This is a genomic window from Streptomyces siamensis, assembly GCF_039543605.1.
In the GTDB taxonomy this organism is placed as follows: Bacteria; Actinomycetota; Actinomycetes; order Streptomycetales; family Streptomycetaceae; genus Streptomyces; species Streptomyces siamensis.
The window spans coordinates 1,146,722-1,169,525 of record NZ_BAABKB010000002.1 but is presented as its reverse complement, the minus strand read 5'-3'; the positions used below and the strand labels follow the sequence as shown (position 1 = coordinate 1,169,525).

Annotated in this window: 17 protein-coding genes; 11 read left to right on the top strand and 6 right to left on the bottom strand. The window is 72.4% G+C overall.

Annotated features, from left to right (window positions below; all coding sequences use genetic code 11):
- Window positions 1-117: 117 nt before the first annotated feature.
- On the bottom strand, window positions 118-2,142 hold the full coding sequence (locus tag ABEB03_RS07890) for a hypothetical protein (RefSeq protein WP_345643390.1): 2,025 nt from the start codon (window positions 2,140-2,142) through the stop codon (window positions 118-120).
- A gap of 353 nt (window positions 2,143-2,495) precedes the next feature.
- Here ABEB03_RS07890 and ABEB03_RS07885 point away from each other — a divergent pair, with 353 nt between their 5' ends.
- The 3 genes from ABEB03_RS07885 to sucB all read left to right on the top strand — a co-directional run bounded on the left by ABEB03_RS07885 (window position 2,496) and on the right by sucB (window position 7,610).
- Window positions 2,496-4,025, top strand: a complete 1,530-nt coding sequence (locus tag ABEB03_RS07885) for a leucyl aminopeptidase (RefSeq protein ID WP_345643387.1) — start codon at window positions 2,496-2,498, stop codon at window positions 4,023-4,025.
- A gap of 314 nt (window positions 4,026-4,339) precedes the next feature.
- Entirely contained in the window at window positions 4,340-5,728 is a 1,389-nt protein-coding gene (gene lpdA / locus ABEB03_RS07880) for a dihydrolipoyl dehydrogenase (RefSeq protein WP_345643384.1), read from the top strand.
- Window positions 5,729-5,855: 127 nt separating this feature from the next.
- Entirely contained in the window at window positions 5,856-7,610 is a 1,755-nt protein-coding gene (gene sucB, locus ABEB03_RS07875; RefSeq protein ID WP_345643381.1) for a 2-oxoglutarate dehydrogenase, E2 component, dihydrolipoamide succinyltransferase, read from the top strand.
- 92 nt (window positions 7,611-7,702) lie between these two features.
- Here sucB and ABEB03_RS07870 read toward each other — a convergent pair whose 3' ends face one another.
- A complete protein-coding gene (locus ABEB03_RS07870) occupies window positions 7,703-8,383 on the bottom strand; it encodes a hypothetical protein (RefSeq protein WP_345643378.1) in 681 nt (226 codons plus the stop codon).
- Window positions 8,384-8,715: 332 nt separating this feature from the next.
- Here ABEB03_RS07870 and ABEB03_RS07865 point away from each other — a divergent pair, with 332 nt between their 5' ends.
- The 4 genes from ABEB03_RS07865 to ABEB03_RS07850 all read left to right on the top strand — a co-directional run bounded on the left by ABEB03_RS07865 (window position 8,716) and on the right by ABEB03_RS07850 (window position 14,098).
- The gene (locus ABEB03_RS07865; protein ID WP_028805183.1) at window positions 8,716-9,339 is read left to right on the top strand and encodes a GntR family transcriptional regulator; all 624 of its coding nucleotides are present in this window, start codon (window positions 8,716-8,718) and stop codon (window positions 9,337-9,339) included.
- Between the two features lie 272 nt (window positions 9,340-9,611).
- Window positions 9,612-12,314 (top strand): pyruvate dehydrogenase (acetyl-transferring), homodimeric type, encoded by a 2,703-nt coding sequence (aceE, locus tag ABEB03_RS07860; RefSeq protein WP_345643372.1) that lies wholly within the window; start codon window positions 9,612-9,614, stop codon window positions 12,312-12,314.
- A 137-nt stretch (window positions 12,315-12,451) separates the two neighbouring features.
- Window positions 12,452-13,465 (top strand): helix-turn-helix transcriptional regulator, encoded by a 1,014-nt coding sequence (locus tag ABEB03_RS07855; protein WP_345643369.1) that lies wholly within the window; start codon window positions 12,452-12,454, stop codon window positions 13,463-13,465.
- Between the two features lie 114 nt (window positions 13,466-13,579).
- Window positions 13,580-14,098 carry a DUF4240 domain-containing protein gene (locus ABEB03_RS07850; RefSeq protein ID WP_028805180.1) on the top strand — a complete coding sequence of 173 codons (519 nt, stop codon included), beginning with the start codon at window positions 13,580-13,582 and terminating at the stop codon, window positions 14,096-14,098.
- Window positions 14,099-14,212: 114 nt separating this feature from the next.
- Here ABEB03_RS07850 and ABEB03_RS07845 read toward each other — a convergent pair whose 3' ends face one another.
- Complete coding sequence (locus tag ABEB03_RS07845) at window positions 14,213-14,443, bottom strand: hypothetical protein (protein WP_345643366.1); 231 nt, start codon at window positions 14,441-14,443, stop codon at window positions 14,213-14,215.
- 124 nt (window positions 14,444-14,567) lie between these two features.
- A complete protein-coding gene (locus tag ABEB03_RS07840) occupies window positions 14,568-15,302 on the bottom strand; it encodes a peptidoglycan recognition protein family protein (RefSeq protein WP_345644165.1) in 735 nt (244 codons plus the stop codon).
- 407 nt (window positions 15,303-15,709) lie between these two features.
- Between ABEB03_RS07840 and ABEB03_RS07835 the strand changes: the two genes are divergently transcribed.
- Window positions 15,710-16,894, top strand: a complete 1,185-nt coding sequence (locus ABEB03_RS07835; RefSeq protein ID WP_345643362.1) for a MarP family serine protease — start codon at window positions 15,710-15,712, stop codon at window positions 16,892-16,894.
- 138 nt (window positions 16,895-17,032) lie between these two features.
- Here the strand turns inward: ABEB03_RS07835 and ABEB03_RS07830 are convergent, their stop codons facing one another.
- The gene (locus tag ABEB03_RS07830; protein ID WP_345643359.1) at window positions 17,033-17,521 is read right to left on the bottom strand and encodes a GNAT family N-acetyltransferase; all 489 of its coding nucleotides are present in this window, start codon (window positions 17,519-17,521) and stop codon (window positions 17,033-17,035) included.
- A 72-nt stretch (window positions 17,522-17,593) separates the two neighbouring features.
- Here ABEB03_RS07830 and ABEB03_RS07825 point away from each other — a divergent pair, with 72 nt between their 5' ends.
- Both ABEB03_RS07825 and ABEB03_RS07820 read left to right on the top strand, forming a co-directional pair.
- Window positions 17,594-18,511, top strand: coding sequence for a TIGR01777 family oxidoreductase (locus tag ABEB03_RS07825; RefSeq protein WP_345643356.1), 918 nt, complete (start codon window positions 17,594-17,596; stop codon window positions 18,509-18,511).
- Window positions 18,512-18,744: 233 nt separating this feature from the next.
- Window positions 18,745-20,142, top strand: coding sequence for an NAD(P)/FAD-dependent oxidoreductase (locus tag ABEB03_RS07820; RefSeq protein WP_345644162.1), 1,398 nt, complete (start codon window positions 18,745-18,747; stop codon window positions 20,140-20,142).
- A 13-nt stretch (window positions 20,143-20,155) separates the two neighbouring features.
- Here the strand turns inward: ABEB03_RS07820 and ABEB03_RS07815 are convergent, their stop codons facing one another.
- The gene (locus tag ABEB03_RS07815) at window positions 20,156-21,595 is read right to left on the bottom strand and encodes a regulator (RefSeq protein WP_095933832.1); all 1,440 of its coding nucleotides are present in this window, start codon (window positions 21,593-21,595) and stop codon (window positions 20,156-20,158) included.
- Between the two features lie 284 nt (window positions 21,596-21,879).
- Between ABEB03_RS07815 and lipB the strand changes: the two genes are divergently transcribed.
- On the top strand, window positions 21,880-22,677 hold the full coding sequence (gene lipB / locus ABEB03_RS07810) for a lipoyl(octanoyl) transferase LipB (protein ID WP_345643348.1): 798 nt from the start codon (window positions 21,880-21,882) through the stop codon (window positions 22,675-22,677).
- Window positions 22,678-22,804: the final 127 nt, after the last annotated feature.

Below are 22,804 nucleotides of genomic sequence, written 5' to 3'. Positions count from 1 at the left end.
TCCCCCCTGTGCCTGTTCGTTCCGGGGGAACTGTCGCCCCCAGACCCCCTGATCACCGCTCGGAGCGCACCCCGGCCGCTCCGGCCGGGGTGCGCGTCGTGCGGGTGAGCTGCCGTCCTAGGCGGAGGGCAGGGTGAGCTTGAGAGCGGACTGCAGCAGCTCCGGCGTGGTCCAGGCCGAGCGCTTGCCCCCGTACGACGTCCCGAACGCGGTGGTGCCGATGAGGAGTTGCTTCTTGGTCCCCTCGGGCGCCGTCACCGGGATCTGGGTCCCGGACGGAGCGGTGACGGTGACGGTGGTGCCGATCCGGTAGGCGGTGACGCGGCCGTTCGCGACCGCGGTCTGCCAGGCCGCCCGGCGCTGGAGTTCGGTGCCGACGGCGCTCTGGCGGGGGTTCTCCAGCGGGGAGTTGTCGGCGTAGATCGCCTTGTAGCCGTCGAGGACCTTGTCCAGGACCGGGTACAGGATCCGGCCCTCGGCCAGGTTGGACTGGTGGACGTAGTGCGGGCGCGGGTCGTTGCCGATGGCGTGCCCGAGCGCGATGCGGGCCTCCTGCGGGACGATGTACGAGGCGTAGCCGGTGGCGGTGTCGAGCGGTGCCGGCAGACAGGTGGACGTGGCGTTGTTCTCGCAGATGCCGCTGCCGCCGTCGGCCTTGGACGTGTAGATCCAGTTGTACTCGTCGGCCATCTCGGCCGCCGTGCCGACGTTGTAGTACACGTTCATCGGGTAGCGGGGCACGGTCAGCGCGCTGCCGACCGCGCGCTGCGCGGGCTCGCGGGAGTTGTCGGACCCGGTCCACTTGATGCCGTTGTCGGCGAGGGCGCCGGCGAGGTTCGGGTTGTCGGCCGGCTGCTGGGGCAGCGTCTTCAGGCCCGAGTGCTCACCGGTGACCAGTTCGGTGCGGTCGACGGGGAGTCCCTTGCCGACGGCCCAGTTGTAGTTGTTTCGGATCTCCGCCGAGATGTCGGAGCGGCTCATGTACTGGATCGAGCCGTTCGCGTTCTTGGCGCAGGTCCACGGCACGGTCGTGGTGTCCTGGACGCAGCCGAGGAACTTGTGGGTGTAGGTGTGGTTCACCCAGCGGTACTTGGCCTTGTCGGCGAGCAGTTTCGCCGCGAGCGGGTCGGTCCCGCCGTTCTCGGTCTTCCACTCCTCGCCGGAGCCCGCGTTGAACACCATGTCGAGCGTGAAGCCGCTGCTCTGCTGCCACTGGGCGGCGTAGGCGGCGTCGTCCGCGGTCATCCGGATCGGCGCGGTCTCCTCGCCGCCGCCCACGCAGTCGATGTCGCCGGGGGTGCAGTTCCGCCCGGTGTCCCAGCGGGCGTCGGGCGCGAAGACGTCGTCGACGTGGACGGAGAAGTAGTTGCGGCTCTGCCCGAGGTGCACGCCCTGGGTGAGCCATTCGACGATGCCGCGGGCGAGGACCTTGAACTGCTGCTGGTACTGGTTGTACGCGAAGGTCACCACGAGCTCGCGGCGCCCGTCGTGCGCGTACTCGCCGAGCATGCTGCCGCCGCCGGGCGCGTCCAGATAGCTGGTGAAGCCCTCCCGCGGATGGGCGGCGTAGCCGTAACTCTCCTGCACCGCCGGGTCGTTGTCCTCGAAGGTCAGCGGTCCGTCGAGGTAGCCGAAGGGGCCCGACCGGCCGGCGGTGGTGACCTGGGTCCGCACGCCGTCGAGCACGCCGGACCAGCCGCCGTTCTGGTCGGTGTAGTCGAGCCCGACCTCGGGGTGCGCCCAGGTGTAGGCGTCGACCTGAGGGATCCCGTACGTCTTCTCGTAGGCCTCCAGGGCCGTCTGCTCGGCGGAGCCCGGGCCGAACGGCGCCTCGTTCGGCAGGACGACGGCCTGGTACTTGGCCCGCGGCGTCCCGTTCACGGTGTCGCTCAGGAAGGCCGCGTCGATGGTCGGGCGGCCCGTGTCGGCCAGGTCGACCGTGGTGTACGGGATGCCGGTGTTCTTCAGCTCGGCCGCGATGGCTCCGACCTGGCCGCCGCCGTTGTCGACGACCAGGACCTTGAGGTCGATGCGCGGTGTGGTGGCCGCGGCGGCGCCGGGAGCCCCCAGTCCCAGCGCGAGCAGTCCGGTGGCCGCCACGACGGCGGCCGCGTTTCTCCTTCGGTGCGCACTCTGCGCCATGTGTTGTCCCTCCCCCTCGAAAGATCCTCTTTCGGCCGTTTGGTCGAGACCGAGGAGAATCCGTGGAAATGATGCGAAGACGTGAGCATTGCGCTCACGAGAACACGATGAGTGTGTCTCAGGACACCGGGAGTGAGGGACGAGAACCGGCCGCTGCGCCACCAGACGGTGAACGTCCGCAGGAATGAGCGAAACCCGGCCCCGAGCGTAGGCTCGTCCCGGGAACTTGCCCGTCCCTTCGAGGGCCCCGGCAAGGACCGCCCCTCAGGCCGGTTCTAGGGTCAGCCGTCGGGCCCGGTCGACCCAACCCCACTCGGCCACAGCAACTTCAACGGAAGCGAGATTTCACCACCGTGACTGCTCTCACTCTCAGCACCGCCGCAGCGTCCGGTCTGCGGGCCGACGCGATCGTCGTCGGTGTCGCGAAGGGCCCCAAGGGCCCGGTCGTCGCACCGGGCGCCGAGGCCGTGGACAAGGCGTACGACGGCGGGCTCGCCGCGATCCTGGAGACCCTCGGCGCCACCGGTGCCGAGGGCGAGGTGACCAAGCTGCCCGCACCCTCCGGTTTCAAGGCCCCCGTCGTAGTGGCCGTGGGCCTGGGAGCGGTCCCGGAGAAGGACGAGTCGTTCTCCGCCGAGGCGCTGCGCCGCGCCGCCGGTGTCGCCGCCCGCGCCCTCGCCGGGGCCAAGAAGGCCGCGTTCGCCCTGCCGGTCGCGGACGCCGCCGACGCGGGTGCCGTCGCCGAGGGTGCCCGCCTGGGCGCCTACGCCTTCGACGCGTACAAGGAGACGGGCCGGGGCGGCAGCGCCGCCAAGAACGGCAAGGCCCCGCTGGCCGAGGTCGCCCTGCTCGGCGGCAAGCCCCGCGACGCGGCGTACAAGGCGGCCGTCGCGCGCGCCACCGCCGTCACCGAGGAGCTCAACCGCGCCCGCGACCTCATCAACACCCCGCCGAACGACCTCACTCCGGAGGCCTTCGCCGCGGTCGCCACCGCGGCCGGCAAGGAGCACGGCATCAAGGTGCAGGTGCTCGACGAGAAGGCTCTGGCGAAGGGCGGCTACGGCGGCATCCTCGGCGTCGGCGCGGGCTCGGCCGCCGCTCCCCGCCTGGTGAAGCTGTCGTACACCTCCCCCAAGGCGAAGAAGTCCCTGGCCTTCGTCGGCAAGGGCATCACCTACGACTCGGGCGGCATCTCCCTCAAGCCGGCCGGCCACAACGAGACGATGAAGTGCGACATGAGCGGTGCCGCGGCGGTCTTCGCCGCCGTGGTCGCCGCCGCGCGTCTGGGCCTGGAGGTCAACGTCACGGGCTGGCTCGCGCTGGCCGAGAACATGCCCTCCGGTTCCGCCACCCGCCCGGGTGACGTGCTGCGCATGTACAGCGGCAAGACCGTCGAGGTCCTCAACACGGACGCCGAGGGCCGGCTGGTCCTCGCCGACGCGCTGTGGAAGGCGTCGGAGGACAAGCCGGACGCGATCGTCGACGTGGCGACCCTGACCGGCGCGATGGTGCTGGCCCTGGGCAGCCGCACCTTCGGCGTGATGGCCAACGACGACGCGTTCCGCGGCTCGATCGTCGAGGCCGCCGAGGAGGTCGGCGAGGAGTCCTGGCCGATGCCGCTGCCCGAGCACCTGCGCAAGGGCATGGACTCCCCGACCGCCGACATCGCCAACATGGGCGAGCGCATGGGCGGTGGCCTGGTCGCCGGTCTGTTCCTGCGCGAGTTCATCGGCGAGGGCATCACCTGGGCGCACCTCGACATCGCCGGCCCGGCGTTCAACGAGGCGGGCCCGTTCGGCTACACCCCCAAGGGCGGCACCGGTTCCGCGGTCCGCACCCTGGTCCGGCTCGCCGAGCTGACGGCGGCGGGCGACCTGGGCTGAGGCCCCTGCCCGTGCACGGCCCCGGGGCGTCGCCGCCCCGGGGCCGTCCGTTCGGCCGCACGAGGGTTTCGCCCTCGACGAAATCCGCAGGTTCTGGTGCACCCGGACCCCGTCGACGTGATGGATCAGACGTCCGAGAGACCGGCCCGGCGTCTCGCTCGCCCTCGACAAGTGCAAAGATGGGTTCTCGGCAGGACAGGGCCCCCACCACAGGGCCGAAGAAAGAGCGGCCGGACACCAGCCGACCGACCGGTCAACCACCCGCAAGGGACAAAGGTGCCCGGCGTACGGCGCACATGCATGGAGGACGTGACGTGGCGAACGACGCCAGCACCGTTTTCGACCTAGTGATCCTCGGCGGCGGTAGCGGCGGTTACGCCGCGGCGCTGCGCGGAGCGCAGCTGGGCCTGGACGTCGCCCTGATCGAGAAGGACAAGGTCGGCGGTACCTGCCTGCACCGTGGGTGCATCCCCACCAAGGCCCTGCTGCACGCCGGCGAGGTCGCCGACCAGGCCCGCGAGAGCGAGCAGTTCGGCGTCAAGGCCACCTTCGAGGGCATCGACGTGGCGGCCGTCCACAAGTACAAGGACGGCGTGATCTCCGGCCTGTACAAGGGCCTTCAGGGGCTGATCGCCTCCCGCAAGGTCACCTACATCGAGGGTGAGGGCCGGCTGTCCTCCCCGACGTCGGTCGACGTGAACGGCCAGCGCATCCAGGGCCGCCACGTGCTGCTGGCGACCGGCTCCGTGCCGAAGTCGCTGCCCGGCCTGGAGATCGACGGCAACCGCATCATCTCCTCCGACCACGCGCTGGTCCTGGACCGCGTCCCGCAGTCCGCGATCGTGCTCGGCGGCGGCGTCATCGGCGTCGAGTTCGCCTCGGCGTGGAAGTCCTTCGGCACCGACGTGACGGTCATCGAGGGCCTCAAGCACCTCGTCCCGGTCGAGGACGAGAACTCCTCCAAGCTTCTTGAGCGCGCGTTCCGCAAGCGCGGCATCAAGTTCAACCTGGGCACCTTCTTCTCGAAGGCCGAGTACACCCAGAACGGTGTCAAGGTCACCCTCGCCGACGGCAAGGAGTTCGAGGCCGAGGTCCTGCTCGTCGCCGTCGGCCGCGGCCCGGTCTCGGCCGGTCTCGGCTACGAGGAGCAGGGCGTCGCGATGGACCGCGGCTACGTCCTGGTCGACGAGTACATGCGGACGAACGTCCCGACGATCTCCGCCGTCGGTGACCTGGTCCCCACGCTCCAGCTCGCGCACGTCGGCTTCGCCGAGGGCATCCTGGTGGCGGAGCGTCTGGCCGGTCTGAAGACCGTTCCGATCGACTACGACGGCGTGCCGCGGGTGACGTACTGCCACCCGGAGGTCGCCTCCGTCGGTATCACCGAGGCCAAGGCCAAGGAGATCTACGGTGCGGACAAGGTCGTCGCCCTGAAGTACAACCTCGCGGGCAACGGCAAGAGCAAGATCCTGAACACCGCGGGCGAGATCAAGCTCGTCCAGGTGAAGGACGGTGCCGTGGTCGGCGTCCACATGGTCGGCGACCGTATGGGCGAGCAGGTCGGCGAAGCCCAGCTGATCTACAACTGGGAGGCGCTGCCCGCCGAGGTGGCGCAGCTCATCCACGCCCACCCGACGCAGAACGAGGCAATGGGCGAGGCCCACCTGGCCCTCGCGGGCAAGCCCCTGCACTCGCACGACTGATCCGGCTCGCGCCGATCTCAGTCACCGCGTCGCACCTGGGCGCGACGACCACAGACTTCCGCACCCTCCCCGGGCACTCGACTCCGCTCGGACCGGGGAGATCCCATCGTAAGGAGCAACAGAAACCATGGCGGTTTCCGTAACCCTTCCGGCGCTCGGTGAGAGCGTCACCGAGGGCACTGTCACCCGCTGGCTGAAGGCCGAGGGCGAGCGCGTCGAGGCCGACGAGCCGCTGCTGGAGGTGTCGACCGACAAGGTCGACACCGAGATCCCCTCCCCCGCCGCCGGTGTGCTGGCGTCCATCAAGGTCGCCGAGGACGAGACGGTCGAGGTCGGCGCCGAGCTGGCCGTCATCGACGACGGCACGGGCGCGCCCGCCGCCGCCCCCGCCCCGGCCGCCGCCGAGGCGGCCGCCGCCCCGGCTCCGGTCGCCGAGGCCCCCGCGGCTCCGGCGCCCGCCGCCCCCGCCCCTGCCGCTGCCCCGGCCGGCAGCGCTTCCGGCACCGACGTCGTGCTGCCCGCGCTGGGCGAGTCGGTCACCGAGGGCACCGTCACCCGCTGGCTGAAGCAGGTCGGCGAGGAGGTCGCGGAGGACGAGCCGCTGCTCGAGGTCTCCACCGACAAGGTCGACACCGAGATCCCCGCGCCGGTCGCCGGCGTCCTGCTGGAGATCGTGGTCGGCGAGGACGAGACCGCCGAGGTCGGCGCCAAGCTCGCCGTCATCGGTGCGCCCGGTGCCGCTCCCGCCGCCGCCGCGCCCGCGGCTCCGGCCGCCCCGGCGCCCGCCCCCGCCGCTCCGGCTCCGGCTCCCGCTGCTCCGGCCCCGGCCGCCGCCGCCCCGGCTCCGGTCCAGCCCGCGGCCCCGGCTCCGGCCGCGCCCGCCGCTCCGGCTCCCGCGCCGGTCGCCGCACCCGCCCCGGTCACCCCGGCTCCGGCCGCCCAGGCCACCGACGAGGGTGCGTACGTGACCCCGCTGGTGCGCAAGCTCGCCGCCGAGAACGGCGTCGACCTGGCCTCCGTCAAGGGCACCGGCGTCGGCGGTCGTATCCGCAAGCAGGACGTCATCGCCGCCGCTGAGGCCGCGAAGGCCGCCGCTGCCGCTCCGGCTCCCGCCGCCGCGGCGCCGGCCGCCAAGAAGGCTCCGGCCCTGGAGGTCTCGCCGCTGCGCGGCCAGACCGTCAAGATGCCTCGCATCCGCAAGGTCATCGGCGACAACATGGTGAAGGCCCTGCACGAGCAGGCCCAGCTGTCCTCGGTCGTCGAGGTCGACATCACCCGCCTGATGAAGCTCCGCGCGCAGGCGAAGGACTCCTTCGCGGCCCGCGAGGGCGTCAAGCTCTCCCCGATGCCGTTCTTCGTGAAGGCGGCGGCCCAGGCGCTGAAGGCCCACCCGGTCATCAACGCCCGGATCAACGAGGCCGAGGGCACGATCAGCTACTTCGACTCCGAGAACATCGGTATCGCGGTGGACTCCGAGAAGGGCCTGATGACCCCGGTCATCAAGGGTGCGGGCGACCTGAACATCGCCGGCATCGCCAAGGCCACGGCGGACCTGGCGGGCAAGGTCCGCGCCAACAAGATCACCCCGGACGAGCTGTCCGGCGCGACGTTCACCATCTCCAACACCGGCTCGCGCGGCGCGCTGTTCGACACGATCATCGTGCCGCCGAACCAGGTCGCGATCCTGGGCATCGGTGCCACGGTCAAGCGTCCGGCCGTCATCGAGACGGAGGAGGGCACGGTCATCGGCGTCCGCGACATGACGTACCTGACCCTGTCCTACGACCACCGTCTGGTGGACGGCGCCGACGCGGCCCGTTACCTGACCGCGGTCAAGGCGATCCTGGAGGCGGGCGAGTTCGAGGTCGAGCTCGGCCTGTAGTCCTCACCCGCGCCAGCGCGCCGCCCCCGTCCGGGACTCCGGGCGGGGGCGGCGTGTTTGCGGAGTCGGACGGGACAGGGCCTAGCGGTGGCCTAGCGGGGCGTCAGTTCCTCGTCGGTCCACAGCACCAGCGTCTCCACCCACACGTTGGGGATCTCCGTCCGGTAGGCGGGCGTCAAATGCCGCGCCCGGTAGGCCTTCAGCACGTCGTACGTGGCGTCCAGGCAGTCCCGTGAGCCGAGCTCCCCCGTGGCGGGGTCGACGCCGACGAGGAAGCCGCGGCCCTCCACCGTGCGGATCATCGCGCGCGCCGCGGCGACGTCAGCGGCCGGCGAGGCGGTGCAGCGGTACCGGCTGTAGGGGTGCGAGGACGTACCGGGGTAGTGGGCGTCGCGGGACATGTCGCTGAGCATCCGGGCGTAGGAGCCCTGCGCGTGCCAGGCCCCGATGTCGCCGCCGGGCGGGGTGTAAAGGGCGTTGCTCGGGTTCTCGACCGCGCCGTACTCCCAGCGGTCGGTCCCGGTGACGCGGAAGCCCCAGCCGGTGTGACCGAACTTCTGCGCGCCGTCGGGCTTGACGAACACGCAGGCTCCGCCGGGTCCCGCGGGCTGTCCGGCGGCCCCCGCGGCGGGCGGGGAGCCCGGTGTGCGGGTACCGCCGGACGGGGCGGCGGCGCCCGTGTCCATCGGCCGGCAGCCGGTCGCCGTGCCCACGAGCGCCGCTGCCGCCGCTGCCACGACCGCCCAGCGAAGTGCGCGTACCCGACCCTTCATGACGTCCCCCTGACCTGGCGGGGGTGCCGACGGCGGCGACCCCTCTGCCCCTCGCCACTGCGGACGGGGCCTCGTGGGTTCTCCGGGTGACACGGACGTGACGGGTCCGGGCACCAGCCGGTACGGGTCTTTACAGGCGTGGACGCTCTGACAGCGTGTAAGTCTCGTCTCACCTGCACGAAAGCGCCCCCGAGCGCCCCTCACCGGCAGCGGTGCGGCCTTATTGTCTAAACGTCGAACGGCACCGGAGCCCGCCCACCGCACCGCCACCGCCCCTCCAACGAGGCCCCTCGGGCCGCAATATTGAATTCAGAGCCTCCGAAGGAGCCCTCATGACCGCGCCCGTCGTCCACTCGCTGCGCGAACAGATCCGCGAGCACATCGTGGAGGGGATCGTGAGCGGGCGCTGGAAGCCGGGCGAGCGGATCGTGGAGCGGCGGATCGCGACGGAGCTGGAGGTCAGCCAGACGCCGGTGCGGGAGGCGCTGCGGGAGCTGGAGTCGCTGCGGCTGATCGAGTCGGCGCCGAACAAGGGCGTCCGGGTGCGGAACCTGACCGCCGCCGACCTGGAGGAGAGCTACCCGGTGCGGGCGGGTCTGGAGGCCATCGCGGCGGAGCTGGCGGCCGAGCGGCTCGCCGAGGACTGCTCGGCGCTGGAGCCGCACGTCACGGCGCTGTACGAGGCCGACCGGCTGTCGGACAGCGCCGGACAGGTCCGTCACACGGTGGCCTTCCACCGTGAACTGGTGCGCGCCGCGGGCAACTCCGTCCTTCTGCACACCTGGGAGGGCCTGGGCATCGAGGTCTTCACGGCCCTGTCCATCCGCTGGCTCGGGACGGTCCAGCAGTCGTACGCGGAGGAGCACGAGGCTCTCGTGGACGCCTTCCGGCGCCGTGACCCGCTGATCGCCGACCTCGTGAAGGCGCATGTGCTGGGCTGCGCGCCGAGGCCCTGAACAGCGGAGCGCTCGCGTGCTCAGACGTCGTTCCACCTGCGAAAACCTTCGATTTCAAGGCACCGCGTGCCTGGCGCGAAGGCACCCCGTGCCGACTTTCCCGGTCTGAAGCGGTTTTCCCCTTCAACCCTTTGATCGATCATCGATCAGGGAGTTAGAGTCACGTCGGGCTCCTACAAGAGCCCGCCGCCCTGTCCTGCCAAAGACCAAGGGCACCCCCGAAAACCCCTTACCGACGAGGGAACCCCCCTCCGCATCCGGAAGGCGGCGCAATGACCGACCCCACCGCGATCCAGCCCAGCGAGCTCGACCAGCTCCCCGACCGCGACCCGGAGGAGACCGCCGAATGGCAGGCCTCCCTGGACGCCGTCGCCAAGGCAGCCGGGCCGCACCGTGCCGCGTACCTGATGCGGCGCACCCTGGAGCGTGCCGAGGGCAACGGTCTGGCGCTGCCCAAGCTGCTCGAGACCGACTACGTCAACACCATCCCCACCGCCGCCGAGCCCGTCGTGGACGGCGACGAGGAGATGGAGCGCCGGATCACCGCGTGGAACCGCTGGAACGCGGCCGCGATGGTGTCCCGCGGCAGCAAGCACGGCGTCGGCGGCCACATCGCCACCTTCGCCTCCGCCGCCTGGCTCTACGAGACTGGCTTCAACCACTTCTTCAAGGGCAAGGAGGCCGACGGGTCCGGCGACCAGCTCTACATCCAGGGCCACGCCTCCCCCGGCATCTACGCCCGCGCCTTCCTCGACGGCCGGCTGACCGAGCAGCACCTCGACAACTTCCGCCAGGAGGCCGGGGGCAACGGTCTGCCGTCGTACCCGCACCCGCGCCGCCTGCCCTGGCTGTGGGAGTTCCCGACGGTCTCCATGGGCCTCGGCCCGCTGTCGGCCATCTACCAGGCGCGCTTCAACCGCTACCTCACCAGCCGCGGCATCAAGGACGTCTCGCAGTCCCACGTGTGGGCGTTCCTCGGCGACGGCGAGATGGACGAGCCCGAGTCGACGGCGGCACTCGCGCTGGCCTCGCGCGAAGGCCTCGACAACCTCACCTTCGTCATCAACTGCAACCTCCAGCGCCTCGACGGCCCGGTCCGCGCCAACTTCAAGATCGTGCAGGAGCTGGAGGCCCAGTTCCGCGGCGCCGGCTGGAACGTGGTCAAGTCGCTGTGGGGCTCGGCCTGGGACGAGCTGTTCCGGCTCGACACCACCGGCGCGCTCGTACGCCGGCTGCGCGAGGTACCCGACGCGCAGGTGCAGACGTACCAGACCCGCGACGCCGCCTACATCCGCCAGGACTTCTTCGGCGCCGACCCGGCGCTCGTCGAGATGGCGAAGCTGATCGGCGACGACAAGATCCTGGAGTGCTTCCACCTCTCCCGCGGTGGTCACGAGTCGCGCAAGGTGTACGCGGCCTACAAGGCGGCCCTGGCCCACAAGGGCGCGCCGACCGTGATCCTCGCCCAGACGGTCAAGGGCTTCACGCTCGGCAACGGCTTCGCGTCCAAGAACGCCAACCACCAGATGAAGAAGCTGACGACGGACGAGTTCAAGCAGATGCGTGACCTGCTCGAACTGCCCATCCCCGACAGCCGGTTCGTCGACGGCCAGGTTCCCTACGGCCACCCCGGCGCCGACGCCCCCGAGGTCCGTTACCTCCAGGAGCGCCGCGCGGCCCTCGGCGGCCCGGCCCCGGCCCGCCGCACGCACCCGCTGGCCCCGCTGCCCGCCCCCGCCGACAAGACGTTCGCGTCCTTCGACAAGGGCTCCGGCTCGCAGAACGTGGCGACGACGATGGCGTTCGTCCGCCTGGTCAAGGACCTGGTCCGCGACAAGGAGACCGGCAGGCGCTGGGTGCCGATCGTCCCGGACGAGGCGCGCACCTTCGGCATGGAGAGCCTCTTCCCGTCCCTCGGCATCTACTCGCCCAAGGGCCAGACGTACGAGCCGGTCGACCGCGACCAGCTGATGTACTACAAGGAGGCCAAGGACGGCCAGATCCTCAACGAGGGGATCACCGAGGCCGGCTCCATGGCGGACTTCATCGCCGCGTCCACCGCGTACGCCACGCACGGCGAGGCGATGATCCCCTTCTACATCTTCTACTCGATGTTCGGCTGGCAGCGCACGGCCGACCAGATGTGGCAGCTCGGCGACCAGCTCGGCCGCGGCTTCCTGGTCGGCGCCACGGCCGGCCGGACGACGCTGACGGGCGAGGGCCTCCAGCACGCCGATGGTCACTCCCCCGTCATCGCGGCCACCAACCCCGCCGCGCTGACGTACGACCCGGCGTTCGCCTACGAGGTCGCGACGATCGTCAAGGACGGTCTGCGCCGGATGTACGGCGAGGCCGCCCCGGGCGAGGACCCGAACGTCTTCTACTACCTGACGGTCTACAACGAGCCGATCCCGCAGCCGGCCAAGCCGGCCGGCCTCGGCATCGACGAGGGCATCGTCAAGGGCCTGTACCGCTTCAACACGGCCGAGTCGGCGGGCCTGTCCCCCGTCGCGAACGCCCCGCGCATCCAGCTGCTGGGCTCCGGCACGGCGATCCACTGGACGCTCGACGCCCAGAAGCTGCTCGCCGAGGAGTGGGGCGTGGCCGCCGACGTGTGGTCCGCGACCTCCTGGACCGAGCTGCGGCGCGACGCGCTGGAGGCCGACGCGGCGCTGCTGCGCGGCGAGGAGCGGGTGCCCTTCGTGCGCCAGGCGCTCCAGGGTGCCGAGGGCCCGGTCCTCGCGGTCTCCGACTACATGCGCCAGGTCCCGGACCAGATCGCGCAGTGGGTCGAGCAGGACTACTCCTCGCTCGGTGCCGACGGCTTCGGTCTGTCCGACACCCGTGAGGCGGCCCGCCGCCACTTCGGGGTGGACGCCCAGTCGATCGTCGTCGCGGCGCTCGCCCAGCTCGCGCGGCGCGGCGAGGTCAAGGCGTCGGCCGTGAAGGAGGCCCGGGAGCGCTACGGCCTGTAGCACCCGAAGAGTCCCGGGGTGACCCGGTGCGGGGCACGGCGATCCGGTGCGGGGGCACGGCGGTCGCCGTGCCCCCGCGCGTTTCCCGGCCCCCGTCCCGCCGATCCGTTGTCAGTGGTGCCCGGCATCATGGACCCATGCGCGCTGCCCGGCTGATCAGGATGGTGCTGCTGCTCCAGTCGCGGGCGTCGATGACCGCCGCCGAGCTGGCGCGGGAGCTGGAGGTGTCCGAGCGGACGGTCACCCGCGACGCGCAGGCGCTGTCGGAGGCGGGCGTCCCGGTGTACGCGGACCGCGGGCGCGCCGGGGGCTACCGCCTGGTCGGCGGTTACCGCACACGGCTGACGGGACTCGCGCGGAGCGAGGCGGAGGCACTGTTCCTGAGCGGGGTGCCGGGGGCGCTGCGCGAGATGGGCCTGGAGGACACGGCGTCGGCGGCCCGGCTGAAGGTGTCCGCGGCGCTGCTGCCGTCCCTGCGGGACGCCTCGCGCACGGCGGCGCAGCGGTTCCATCTGGACGCGCCGGCCTGGTTCAGCGAGCCCGAGACGCCCGAGCTGCTGCCCGCGGTGGCTGAGGCGGTCTGGGACGACCGGCTCGTCGTGGCGCGGTACCGGCGCGGCGAGGAGGAGGTGCGGCGCGCCCTGGAGCCGTACGGTCTCGTCCTCAAGGCGGGTGTCTGGTACGTGTGCGCGCGGGTGCCCGACGCGGGATCGTTCCGGGTGTACCGCATCGACCGGTTCAGCAGCGTCGACGCCGCCGACGAGCGGTTCCGGCGGGAGGACGACTTCGATCTGCGCGCGTTCTGGGACGAGCGGGCCGAGCAGTTCGCCCGGTCCATCCTGCGGTCCGAGGTCGTCGTGCGGCTGTCCCCGGACGGCGTACGACGACTGCCGTACGCCGTCGGACTCCCCTCGGCGAAGGAGGCCCTGGAGGAGTGCGGCGCCCCCGACGAAGAGGGCCGGCTGACCGTCACGCTTCCCGTCGAGTCCGAGGAGGTCGCCCGCACGCAGCTCATGGGGCTCGGGCCGGACGTGGAGGTGCTCTCGCCGGCGACGCTGCGGGACCGCTTCGCGAAGGACGCGGCCCGGCTCGCCGCTCTCTACGGGCGAGTCGACCCCGACGGGCCCTCCCCCGCCGCGGAGCACCCCTGAAATGCGCTTGAAATGCGTATGAACCCGGCGGTTTTACCTTCGGCATGTGCACGCATAACAATCTGCTCCACTCCACGTGCGTCCCTCCCGTCCAGGCCCGATGCTGGACCCGTGATGGACGAGACGGAGTTCTGGGAGCTGGTGGACACCACCCGTGCGGCCGCCGAGGGCGACCCCGAGGAGCAGGCCGACCTGCTCGTCGAGCGGCTCGTGCAGTTGGACCCCGATCTGGTCCTGGACTTCGCCCGGCACTTCGAGTCCCGCTACAACCGCGCGTACCGCTGGGACCTGTGGGGTGCCGCCTGGGTGCTGCTCGACGGCGCCAGCGACGACGCCTTCGACTTCTTCCGGTGCTGGCTGATCGGCCAGGGCCGGGAGGTCTTCGAGGGCGCGGTGCACGACCCGGACTCCCTCGCCGACCTCCTGGACGACTTCGACGAGGAGATCGACGGCGACGGCGAGGAGCTGGGCTACTCGGCCGACGAGGCCTACGAGCAGCTCACCGGCGCCGTCGCGCCCGACCTCGGCATCCCGCCCGCCGCCGCGGAACCCGAGGGCACGCCGCTCGACTTCGAGAACGAGGCGGTCATCGCGGAGCGCTACCCCAAGCTGTGGGACCGCTTCAGGGACTGACGCGGCCTCAGCCGGCCGGCCCGCCGTCCCGGTGTCACCGTCACGGCCGTCCAGCGGCCTGTCCGCCACCGGGCGTCCGCCTCTCCTCATGCCACCGGGCGTCTCCGCCTCCCCTTATGCCACCGCGCGTCGATGTCCGGTCTCCGGGGGAAGGTAGGCCCGGCGCTGCTCGGCCCGTACGGCATGGTGCAGCGGTGCCGCGTTCGCCTGGTCCAGGGCGGACGCGGTGACCGCCGCAGGCCCCAGGACGACCGTCGCCACCGCGCAGACCACCGTCCACGGACTGCGCGCCGTCCTGGCCCAGCCGGCCACCCCGCGCGTGGTCCTCGTCCCGCCGTTCGTCATGATCCCCACCTCCGGTCAGTGCCTACGACGACGGTAGGAGGGCCGGCTCTGCGGAATCTGTGAGCCGCCTGCGATGCGGCTGTGGCTGTGCGGGCCGCGCCGCCCGCGTGGCGCGCGGCGGGCCTCAGCGGCCCTGGAGGCGGGCGGCCTCGTCCCTGATCGCGGGGAGCCGGCCCGTCAGCGCCGCCCCGGGGCAGGTGGTCATGAACGCGGCGTTGTGGCCGGCGACGGTGGGCAGCGCGGCGGAGGTGCCCGCGGCGAACCGGCTCAGACTGTTGCTGGAGCGCAGCCGCACGGTGGCGCGCGGGTCGGTGTCGGAGATCCCGAGCTTCCAGGCGACGAGGCGGGCGATGGCGTCCGTCATCGCGCGCGGCACCGGCGTCCCGGACGTGAAGGTGCCGATGGCCGCGACCCCGGCGGTGCGGTGGTTGAAGCCCTGTGTGTGCGCCCCGGTGACGGGCCGGTCGATGCCGCCCGCGCGGCCCTCGTAGATGGTGCCGCAGCGGTCGACGAGGAAGTTGTAGCCGATGTCGTCCCAGTCCTTGGCGCCCGTCTGGCCCGCGTAGAGGTCGCGGATGATGCGGGGCGCGTCGGCGCAGTCGTAGCCGTTCGGCGAATCGGTGTGGTGGACGAAGACCGCGACGACCCGGTCGTCGTAGCGCGGCGCCGGCTGCGCGTGCGTGCTCGCGGCGTCCAGCCACTTCGAGCGCGGCACGATCGGCGGCCTGGGGCCGGGGTGGGCCGCCGCGGGCCGGGCGGCGGACGGCCGGGCGGGCTCGGTCTGCGTGCGGTCCACCGTGGCCGCGCACATCACCAGCGCGAGGACGGCGGCGAGGCCGGGCACACAGCCCAGCAGCACGCGCACGGTCCGCGGCAGGCGGTCCGGGAAGCCGGGTGCGTGCGGCGCGCGGGCACTCCACGGCAGGAACCGCCCGCGCCGTGGGCGTCGCGGGCCGCCGCGGGACCAGCGCGTCCACGGCGCGCCGAGCCCGCCCGCCCGGAGCCGGCGGAGCACCGCGGGCCGCGGTCGCCCCGCGCCTCGCGCCCGTGCCCCCCGCGTCTTCCGGAAGACACGCATGAGGACACCCTGGCCCCGATCTTCGCCGTCCGCGATGTGTGCTGTGCCACCCGGTGGAACCATTGGTCCGGTCCGAGTCGTTTTTACAGGTCCACGCGTGTGTGACCCTTTCCCCGGCGCCCCGCGCGCGTGCCTGATCACTGGGCCCGCCCCACGCGTACTAAGGGGCCCGAGAGAAAGGCGGCTCCGTGGACGTGCTCGACCTCCTGCTGATGCTGGTGATCCTGGTCTACGCGGCGTCCGGCTACCGCCGCGGCCTGGTCGCCGGCTGTGTGTCCCTGGCGGGATTCGTGGGCGGTGCCGTGATCGGTGTGTGGGTGCTGCCGTGGATCATGGACCTGGTCTCGGCCGGGACCCCGGCGGCGACGGTGACGGCCGTGCTGACGGTGCTGGTGCCGGCGGTGGTGGGCCACGAGATGGCGGGCAGGCTGGCGCTCAAGCTGCGCCGCGAGCTCGACCGGGGACCGCTGCGGGTGGCGGACGGCATCGGCGGGGCCGCGGCCAACACGGTGGCTGTGCTGTTGGTGGCCTGGGTGGCCGCGAGCGTCCTGGGCGCGTCCTCGTCGACGGTGGTGACACAGTCGATCCGCAGTTCGGCGTTGCTGGGCGCCGTCCAGGACACGATGCCGGACACCACACCGGACTGGTTCTCGCGCGCGACCTCCGCACTCACCGAGGCCGGCTTCCCCCAGGTCTTCAACCCGTTCGAGAGCGAGCCGACGACGGGCGTCGCCAAGCCCTCCGGGGACAGCGTCACGACGGCCGCGACGAACGCCGCGAAACTCAGCACGGTCAAGGTGGAGGGCAGCTCCGGCGTCCAGGGGCGCGAGGGCAGCGGCTTCGTGTACACGTCCGAGCACGTGATGACGAACGCCCATGTCGTGGCCGGCATCGACCAGCCGACCGTGCGGGTGGGCGGCGTGGGCGAGGCGTACGAGGCCACCGTGGTGCTCTTCGATCCGCAGAAGGACGTCGCCGTCCTCTACGTCCCGGGGCTGCACGCGCCCGCGCTCCGCTTCGACGACACGGCCTCGCGCGGCGACTCGGCGGTCGTGGCGGGCTATCCGCAGGACGGCGGCCTCGACCTCCAGGCGGCCACGGTCGCGGGCCGCATCGATGCGACGGGCCAGAACATCTACAGCTCGGACACCGTCACCCGTGAGATCTACTCGGTCCGCTCCACCGTCCGCCCGGGCAATTCCGGCGGTCCGCTGCTGACCACCGACGGCAGGGTGTACGGCGTGGTCTTCGCCCGCTCGACCTCGGACAGCGAGACCGGATACGTGCTGACGGCGGACGAGGTGGCGGGCGACGCGCAGCGGGCGGCGGACGCGACGAGGCCGGTGGACACGGGCGACCTCGTCACGTCGTAGATCCGGGCGGTCTCGTCGGGCGTGGGGCCGGACGGTCTCGTCGGGCGTGGGTCCCGACGGTTCGTCGGGCGTGGGTCCGGGCGGCCCAGGCGCCACGGCTCAGGTGGCTCGGGGTCGGAGCGTCAGAGCGTCAGAGCGTCAGAGCGAACGTCCCATGAACACGTCGTCCACGTACCTGCCGTCCAGCAGGAACTCCTCGGGCAGGACGCCCTCCACGACGAAGCCCTCCGACTCGTACAGCCCCCGTGCCGGGGCGTTGTGCCCGAGCACCCGCAGCGTGATCCGCCGGGCGCCCTGCCGGCGGGCCTCGTCCTGCACGGCCCGCAGCAGGGCGCGCCCGACGCCGGTGCCGCGCGCCTCGTCGGCGACGACGAGCCCCTGGATCTGCCGCACATGCGCGTTGCAGGCGAGCGGGGTCGGGAAGCCCAGGCGGATGTAGCCCACCACGCGGCCGCCGATCTCGGCGACGAGATGGTCACGCGGTCCGAAACGCTCACTGTAGAAGGGCTCGTACGGGGGCTGCGGGCGCGGCGCGACGGCGTGCAGCGTGGACCAGGTGACCCGGTCGAGGCGCCCGAGCTCGTCCTCGTCGTCGAGCGTGGCAGTGCGTATGAGCGGTGCTGGCATGCTGATCACTGTACGGCTCCGCCGCCCGGCCTCGTCCCGCAATTTCTGGGGCTTCGCGGGCAGGATGGACTCATGAGCGACTCGACCCTTCCCCCCGGTTCGCGTGTTGCCGTCGCCGGTGCGTCCGGCCTGATCGGTTCGGCGCTGGCGCGCTCGCTGGCCGCGGACGGACACGTGGTGGTGCGTCTGGTGCGCCGGGCGCCCCGTACGGAGGACGAGGTCGAGTGGGACCCCGAACGGGAGCGGATCGACACGGCGGGGCTCGCCGGCTGCGCCGCGGTGGTCAATCTGGCGGGGGCGGGCATCGCCGCGCAGCGCTGGACGGAGGCGTACCGGCGCAGGATCCGGGAGAGCCGGGTCCTCGGTACGGCGACGCTGGCCGACGCGGTGGCCTCCCTCGACGAGCCGCCCGCGGTGTTCGTGAACGGCAGCGCGATCGGGTACTACGGCGACACGGACGGCCGGGCGGTGGACGAGTCGGCGCCGCCCGGGACCGGTTTCCTGTCCTCGCTGTGCGTGGACTGGGAGGAGGCGGCCGGTCCCGCCCAGGACGCCGGTGTGCGTACGGTCTTCGCCCGGACCGGCCTGGTGGTCTCCAGCAAGGGCGGCGCGTGGGCGAAGCTGTTCCCGCTCTTCAAGGCGGGGGTCGGCGGCCGGATGGGCGACGGCCGCCAGTACTGGAGCTTCATCTCCCTGCACGACGAGGTGGCGGCGATCCGGCACCTCATCGACACGGACCGGCTCGCCGGCCCGGTGAACCTGACGGCTCCGGACCCGCTCACCAACCGTGAGATCACCGAGGCGATGGGCCGTGTCCTGCACCGCCCCACGGTGTTCACCACGCCGGCTCCGCTGCTGCGTCTCGCCCTCGGCGACATGGCCGGCGACATCCTCGGCAGCCAGCGGGTCCTGCCCGGCCGCCTCCTGGAATCGGGCTTCTCGTTCGCGTTCCCGTCGATCGAGGGGGCGCTGCGGGCGGCGCTCGACTGAGCGGTTCGCGGCGGCCGGGACCGTCCGCGCGACCGTACCGGAGAGTCACATGCACCCCCCATGCGCCCGTGCACGGCCGCCGCGCGTCTTCCGCCGTCCGCGGGCGCACCTACCCTCGATCCGAACTCGGGTATTCCAGAAGCCTGTTGGGGGCATGACGTCCCCACCGGCCGCGCAACCTCGGGGAGGGGCACGTGCTAGAGCCCGCACGCCACACCGCGCAGATCGCGGAGATCGCGGAATACGCTGCATACGCAGAAGACGCACCACGCGCACAGGACGTCGATGTCGTCGTCGTGGGAGCCGGGGCAGCCGGCCTGGCGGCCGCGCTGCATCTGACCAGGGCGGGGCTGTCGACCACCGTCCTGGAGGCCGCGCCGCACGTGGGCGGGCGCATGGCCACGGAGAAGGTCGACGGCTTCCGGCTGGACAGGCTGGGCCGGCTGCTGTCCACCTCGTACCCCGAACTGCGCCGCACCCCGGGCCTGGACGGTCTCGTCCTGCGCCCGTTCTCCCCGGGCGTCCTGCTGCACAGCGACGGTCACCACCACCGTGCGGCCGTCCCCCCGTCGGCTCCCGTCGTGCCCCGAAGCGCAAGGGGCGCACTCACCACCGCGCGCGCCCTCGCGAGCGCCCCCCGGCTCTCGCTGGCCCGCCCGCAACGCGCCGCCACGCGCCCCGGCCCCCTCGGCGGCCCGCTCGACCAGTCCCGTCTGGCCAACGCCCTGGCCCGGATCGCCGCCACCCCGCCGGAGCGCCTGCTCGGCCGCCCGGACGTGCCGGCCGCCCGGGCGCTCGCCTCCTGCGGGCTGTCGGCCCGCTCGGTCGACGGCTTCCTGCGCCCCCTGCTCGCCGCGCTGCTGTGCGACCCGGACCTGAGGACCTCGAACCGCTGCGCGGATCTCGCCCTGCACTCCTTCGCGACGGGCCGGCTGTGTCTGCCCGAGGGCGGCGCGGACGCGCTCCCGGAACTGCTCGCCGCGGCGCTGCCGCCGGGCACGGTCCGCACCGGCGTCGAGGTCACCTCGGTCTCCACGACCACCGTGACGACGAGGGAGCACGGCCGGGTCGGCTGCCGGGCCGTCCTGCTGGCGACCGGCGCCCGTGCCGCGGCCGAGCTGCTGCCCGGACTGCGCCTGCCCGCCTTCCATCCGGTGACGGTCCTTCACCACACCACCGACGAGCCCCCGCTCACGGAGGACGCCCTGCTGCTGGACGCCGACCGCAGCGGCCCGGTGGCACACACCGCGGTCGTCAGCCGGGTCGACCCGACGCGCGCACCCGAGGGCCGCGCCCTCATCTCCTCGACGGTGCTGGGCACTCCACCGGCCGCGGCACACCTGGACGCGGCGGTCCGCGCCCAACTGGCCCGCCTCTACGGGACGTCGACGACCCGCTGGGAACTCCTCGCGGTCCATCACGACCCCGAGGCGGTCCCGGCGATGCCGTCGCCGCACGATCCGCACCGCCCGGTGCGGCTCCTCGCCGGCCTGTACGTCTGCGGCGACCACCGGGACACCAGCACCGTGCAGGGTGCGCTGCACTCGGCCCGCCGGGCCGCCCATGCCCTGCTCTCGGACCTGGGCGCCCGGCCGGCCCCCCTGGCAAAACCCCTGGAGACCGCGGCCTGAGCCGTCCCCGGCGTCAGCCCAGCGCCGCCACCCTGTCCCGGTAACCGCGTACGGGTGTCGCGTCCTTGTAGGGCTCCAGGCGCCGCTCGAAGTCCCGCACGTACTCGACGGCCCGCACCGACCGCATCTCGGCCGCCTGCCCGGCCGCCTCCGCGCCGAGCTGGCAGGCCTGGTCGAGCTCCCCGAGGCCGAGCCGCGCGGAGGCGAGCACCACGCGGCAGAACAGCCGGCTGCGCGCATAGCCGGGCGCCCGCAGTTGCAGCGAGCGCTCGGCGTGCTGCGCGGCGGCCCGGTACTGCTGGAGGTCGCGGTGGCAGTGCCCGAACTCGTCGGCGAGCTGCGCCTCGTCGAAGAACCGTGCCCAGTGCGGGACCTCCTCGCCGGTCCGGGACGCCTCCAGCGCGCGCTCGGCCCGCACGAGGGCGGCGGTGCAGGCGCGCACCTCGCCCAGCACACCGTGCCCGCGCGCCTCGGCCGCGTGCAGCAGTGCCTGCACCACGGACGGCGCCGCCGATCCGACGCCCTGCTGGGCCACTCGCGCCAGTTGCACGGCCTCCCGGCCGTGGCCGAGGTAGACCGCCTGGCGGCTCATCGTGACCAGCACGTAGGAGCCGTAGGCGCGGTCCCCGGCGGCCTGCGACAGGCGCAGCGCCTGGACGAAGTACCGCTGCGCGAGCCCGTGCGCGGCGATGTCGTACGACGTCCAGCCGGCGAGCCGGGTGAGGTCGGCGGCGGCGGCGAACAGCCGCCGCCCGGTCTGCTCGCCGTACGTGCCGCGCAGCATCGGCTCGGCCTCGTGCTCCAGGTAGCGGACCAGTGCCTGGCGTGCGTGGCCGCCGCCGTAGGCGTTGTCGAGGGCGCGGAAGAGTTCACCGACCGAGCGGAGGGCGGCGATGTCGCCCCCGGTGACCTTCTGCCCCGGGCCGCGCTCGGTCTGGCTGCGCTGTCGCGGGACCGCCGGTCGCCCCTGCCCGGGGACGCGGCCGGGCCCGGTCTCGCCGCGTCCGACGCGGTCGTCGGCCCGCCCGATCAGCCAGTCCCGGCTGGGGACGACGAGTCCCGCCGGGGTGAAGGCGATCTTGCGGAGCTCGGCGTGACTGCCGGAGTCCTTGCGCCACAGGCCGCTGACGATGTCCACGGCCTCCTCGGGGGTCGCGGCGAACTCCAGCCCCGCGTAGACCGGGGCGCAGGCGTCGAGCCCGAGGTCCTGCGCGGTGAGCCGGCGGCCGAGGCGGCGGGTGAACACCTCGGCGATGAGCGCGGGCGTGGTGCCCCGGGGCTGCTGCCCGCGCAGCCACCGGGTGACGGATGTCTTGTCGTATCTGAGATCGAGTCCGTGTTCGAGGCCGAGCTGGTCCACGCGACGGGCGAGACCTGCGTTGGAGAACCCCGCTTCTGCGATGAGCGCGGCGAGCTGGCGGTTGGGGGTGCGCTGCGCGGGTCGTTCCGTCATCTGCGGTGCGGTCTCCTGCCTTCCGGGTCACTGCGACTTGCCCGGATTGCCTGTGAGCAGCCCTTATGGCCTCGTGAACGGCGCGAATGTAGCGGAGCGTAAGCACTCCATCGCAGACTTCTGGGTTCATTCATCCGATCGTGTGAGGATTGGCCACTCGGCTGACGGCCGGCGGCCGGACGTACAGTGGCGTGGGTGCGCCACGGACCTGACGAAAGGTTCTTCCGCGTGCCGCACAAGGGCACCGCGGTGTGCCCGACGAAGCTTCTAGGGAGGCGCTTGCCGTGAGTGAGTTGCGGTTCGTCCGCATGGGATTCGGTGCCGAGGCGGTCGACTACCAGGAGGCGTGGGACGAGCAGCGCCGGGTGCACGCCGCCCGTTTCCTGGACGAGATGCCCGACACCTGCCTGCTCCTGGAGCACCCGCCGGTCTATACGGCGGGCCGGCGGACGGCGGACGACGAGCGGCCCCTGGACGGCACGCCCGTGATCGACGTGGACCGCGGCGGCAAGATCACCTGGCACGGTCCCGGTCAGCTGGTCGGCTACCCGATCCAGAAGCTGCCCCGCCCGGTGGACGTCGTAGCACATGTACGCCGCCTGGAAGAGGCTCTTATCCGTACGTGTGCGGAGTTCGGTCTGGAGACCACCCGCGTCGAGGGCCGCAGCGGCGTCTGGGTGCTCGGCGACCCGGTGGAACAGCGCCCCTCGCTCGGCGGCCTCTCCCTCGACTTCGACCCCCGGCTCCAGGACGAGGAGTTCGACCCCCGGCTGAACGGCCCGGAGTACGCGCCGTCCAACGCCGGCCAGCGCCGCGAGGACCGCAAGATCGCCGCGATCGGCATCCGCGTCGCCAAGGGCGTCACCATGCACGGCTTCGCCCTCAACGTGAACCCGGACAACGTCTGGTTCGACCGCATCATCCCCTGCGGCATCCGGGACGCCGGCGTCACCTCGCTCGCGAACGAACTGGGCCGCGACGTGACGATCGCCGACGTCCTGCCGGTCGCCGAGAAGCATCTCAGGGACATCCTGGAGAACGCCGACCTCAAGCCGCGGCTGGTGGAACGCGCGTCGGCCTAGGGCAGTCCCACGGGGACGGGAATGCACCCCCGGTCCCGAAGGTTGCCCAGACGAAGGACCGCAACACGCACGGGCGTACGCTGGTGTACGCCGAAGATTCGAAGACCACGCAGAGTACGAAGCCTAC

What these genes read in the sequence shown, in the direction of transcription:
- ABEB03_RS07890 (WP_345643390.1), bottom strand. Translation starts at nt 2,142, where the DNA reads ATGGCGCAGAGTGCGCACCGAAGGAGAAACGCGGCCGCCGTCGTGGCG.
- sucB (WP_345643381.1), top strand. Translation starts at nt 5,856, where the DNA reads ATGGCGGTTTCCGTAACCCTTCCGGCGCTCGGTGAGAGCGTCACCGAG.
- ABEB03_RS07870 (WP_345643378.1), bottom strand. Translation starts at nt 8,383, where the DNA reads ATGAAGGGTCGGGTACGCGCACTTCGCTGGGCGGTCGTGGCAGCGGCG.
- ABEB03_RS07865 (WP_028805183.1), top strand. Translation starts at nt 8,716, where the DNA reads ATGACCGCGCCCGTCGTCCACTCGCTGCGCGAACAGATCCGCGAGCAC.
- aceE (WP_345643372.1), top strand. Translation starts at nt 9,612, where the DNA reads ATGACCGACCCCACCGCGATCCAGCCCAGCGAGCTCGACCAGCTCCCC.
- ABEB03_RS07855 (WP_345643369.1), top strand. Translation starts at nt 12,452, where the DNA reads ATGCGCGCTGCCCGGCTGATCAGGATGGTGCTGCTGCTCCAGTCGCGG.
- ABEB03_RS07850 (WP_028805180.1), top strand. Translation starts at nt 13,580, where the DNA reads ATGGACGAGACGGAGTTCTGGGAGCTGGTGGACACCACCCGTGCGGCC.
- ABEB03_RS07845 (WP_345643366.1), bottom strand. Translation starts at nt 14,443, where the DNA reads ATGACGAACGGCGGGACGAGGACCACGCGCGGGGTGGCCGGCTGGGCC.
- ABEB03_RS07830 (WP_345643359.1), bottom strand. Translation starts at nt 17,521, where the DNA reads ATGCCAGCACCGCTCATACGCACTGCCACGCTCGACGACGAGGACGAG.
- ABEB03_RS07825 (WP_345643356.1), top strand. Translation starts at nt 17,594, where the DNA reads ATGAGCGACTCGACCCTTCCCCCCGGTTCGCGTGTTGCCGTCGCCGGT.
- ABEB03_RS07815 (WP_095933832.1), bottom strand. Translation starts at nt 21,595, where the DNA reads ATGACGGAACGACCCGCGCAGCGCACCCCCAACCGCCAGCTCGCCGCG.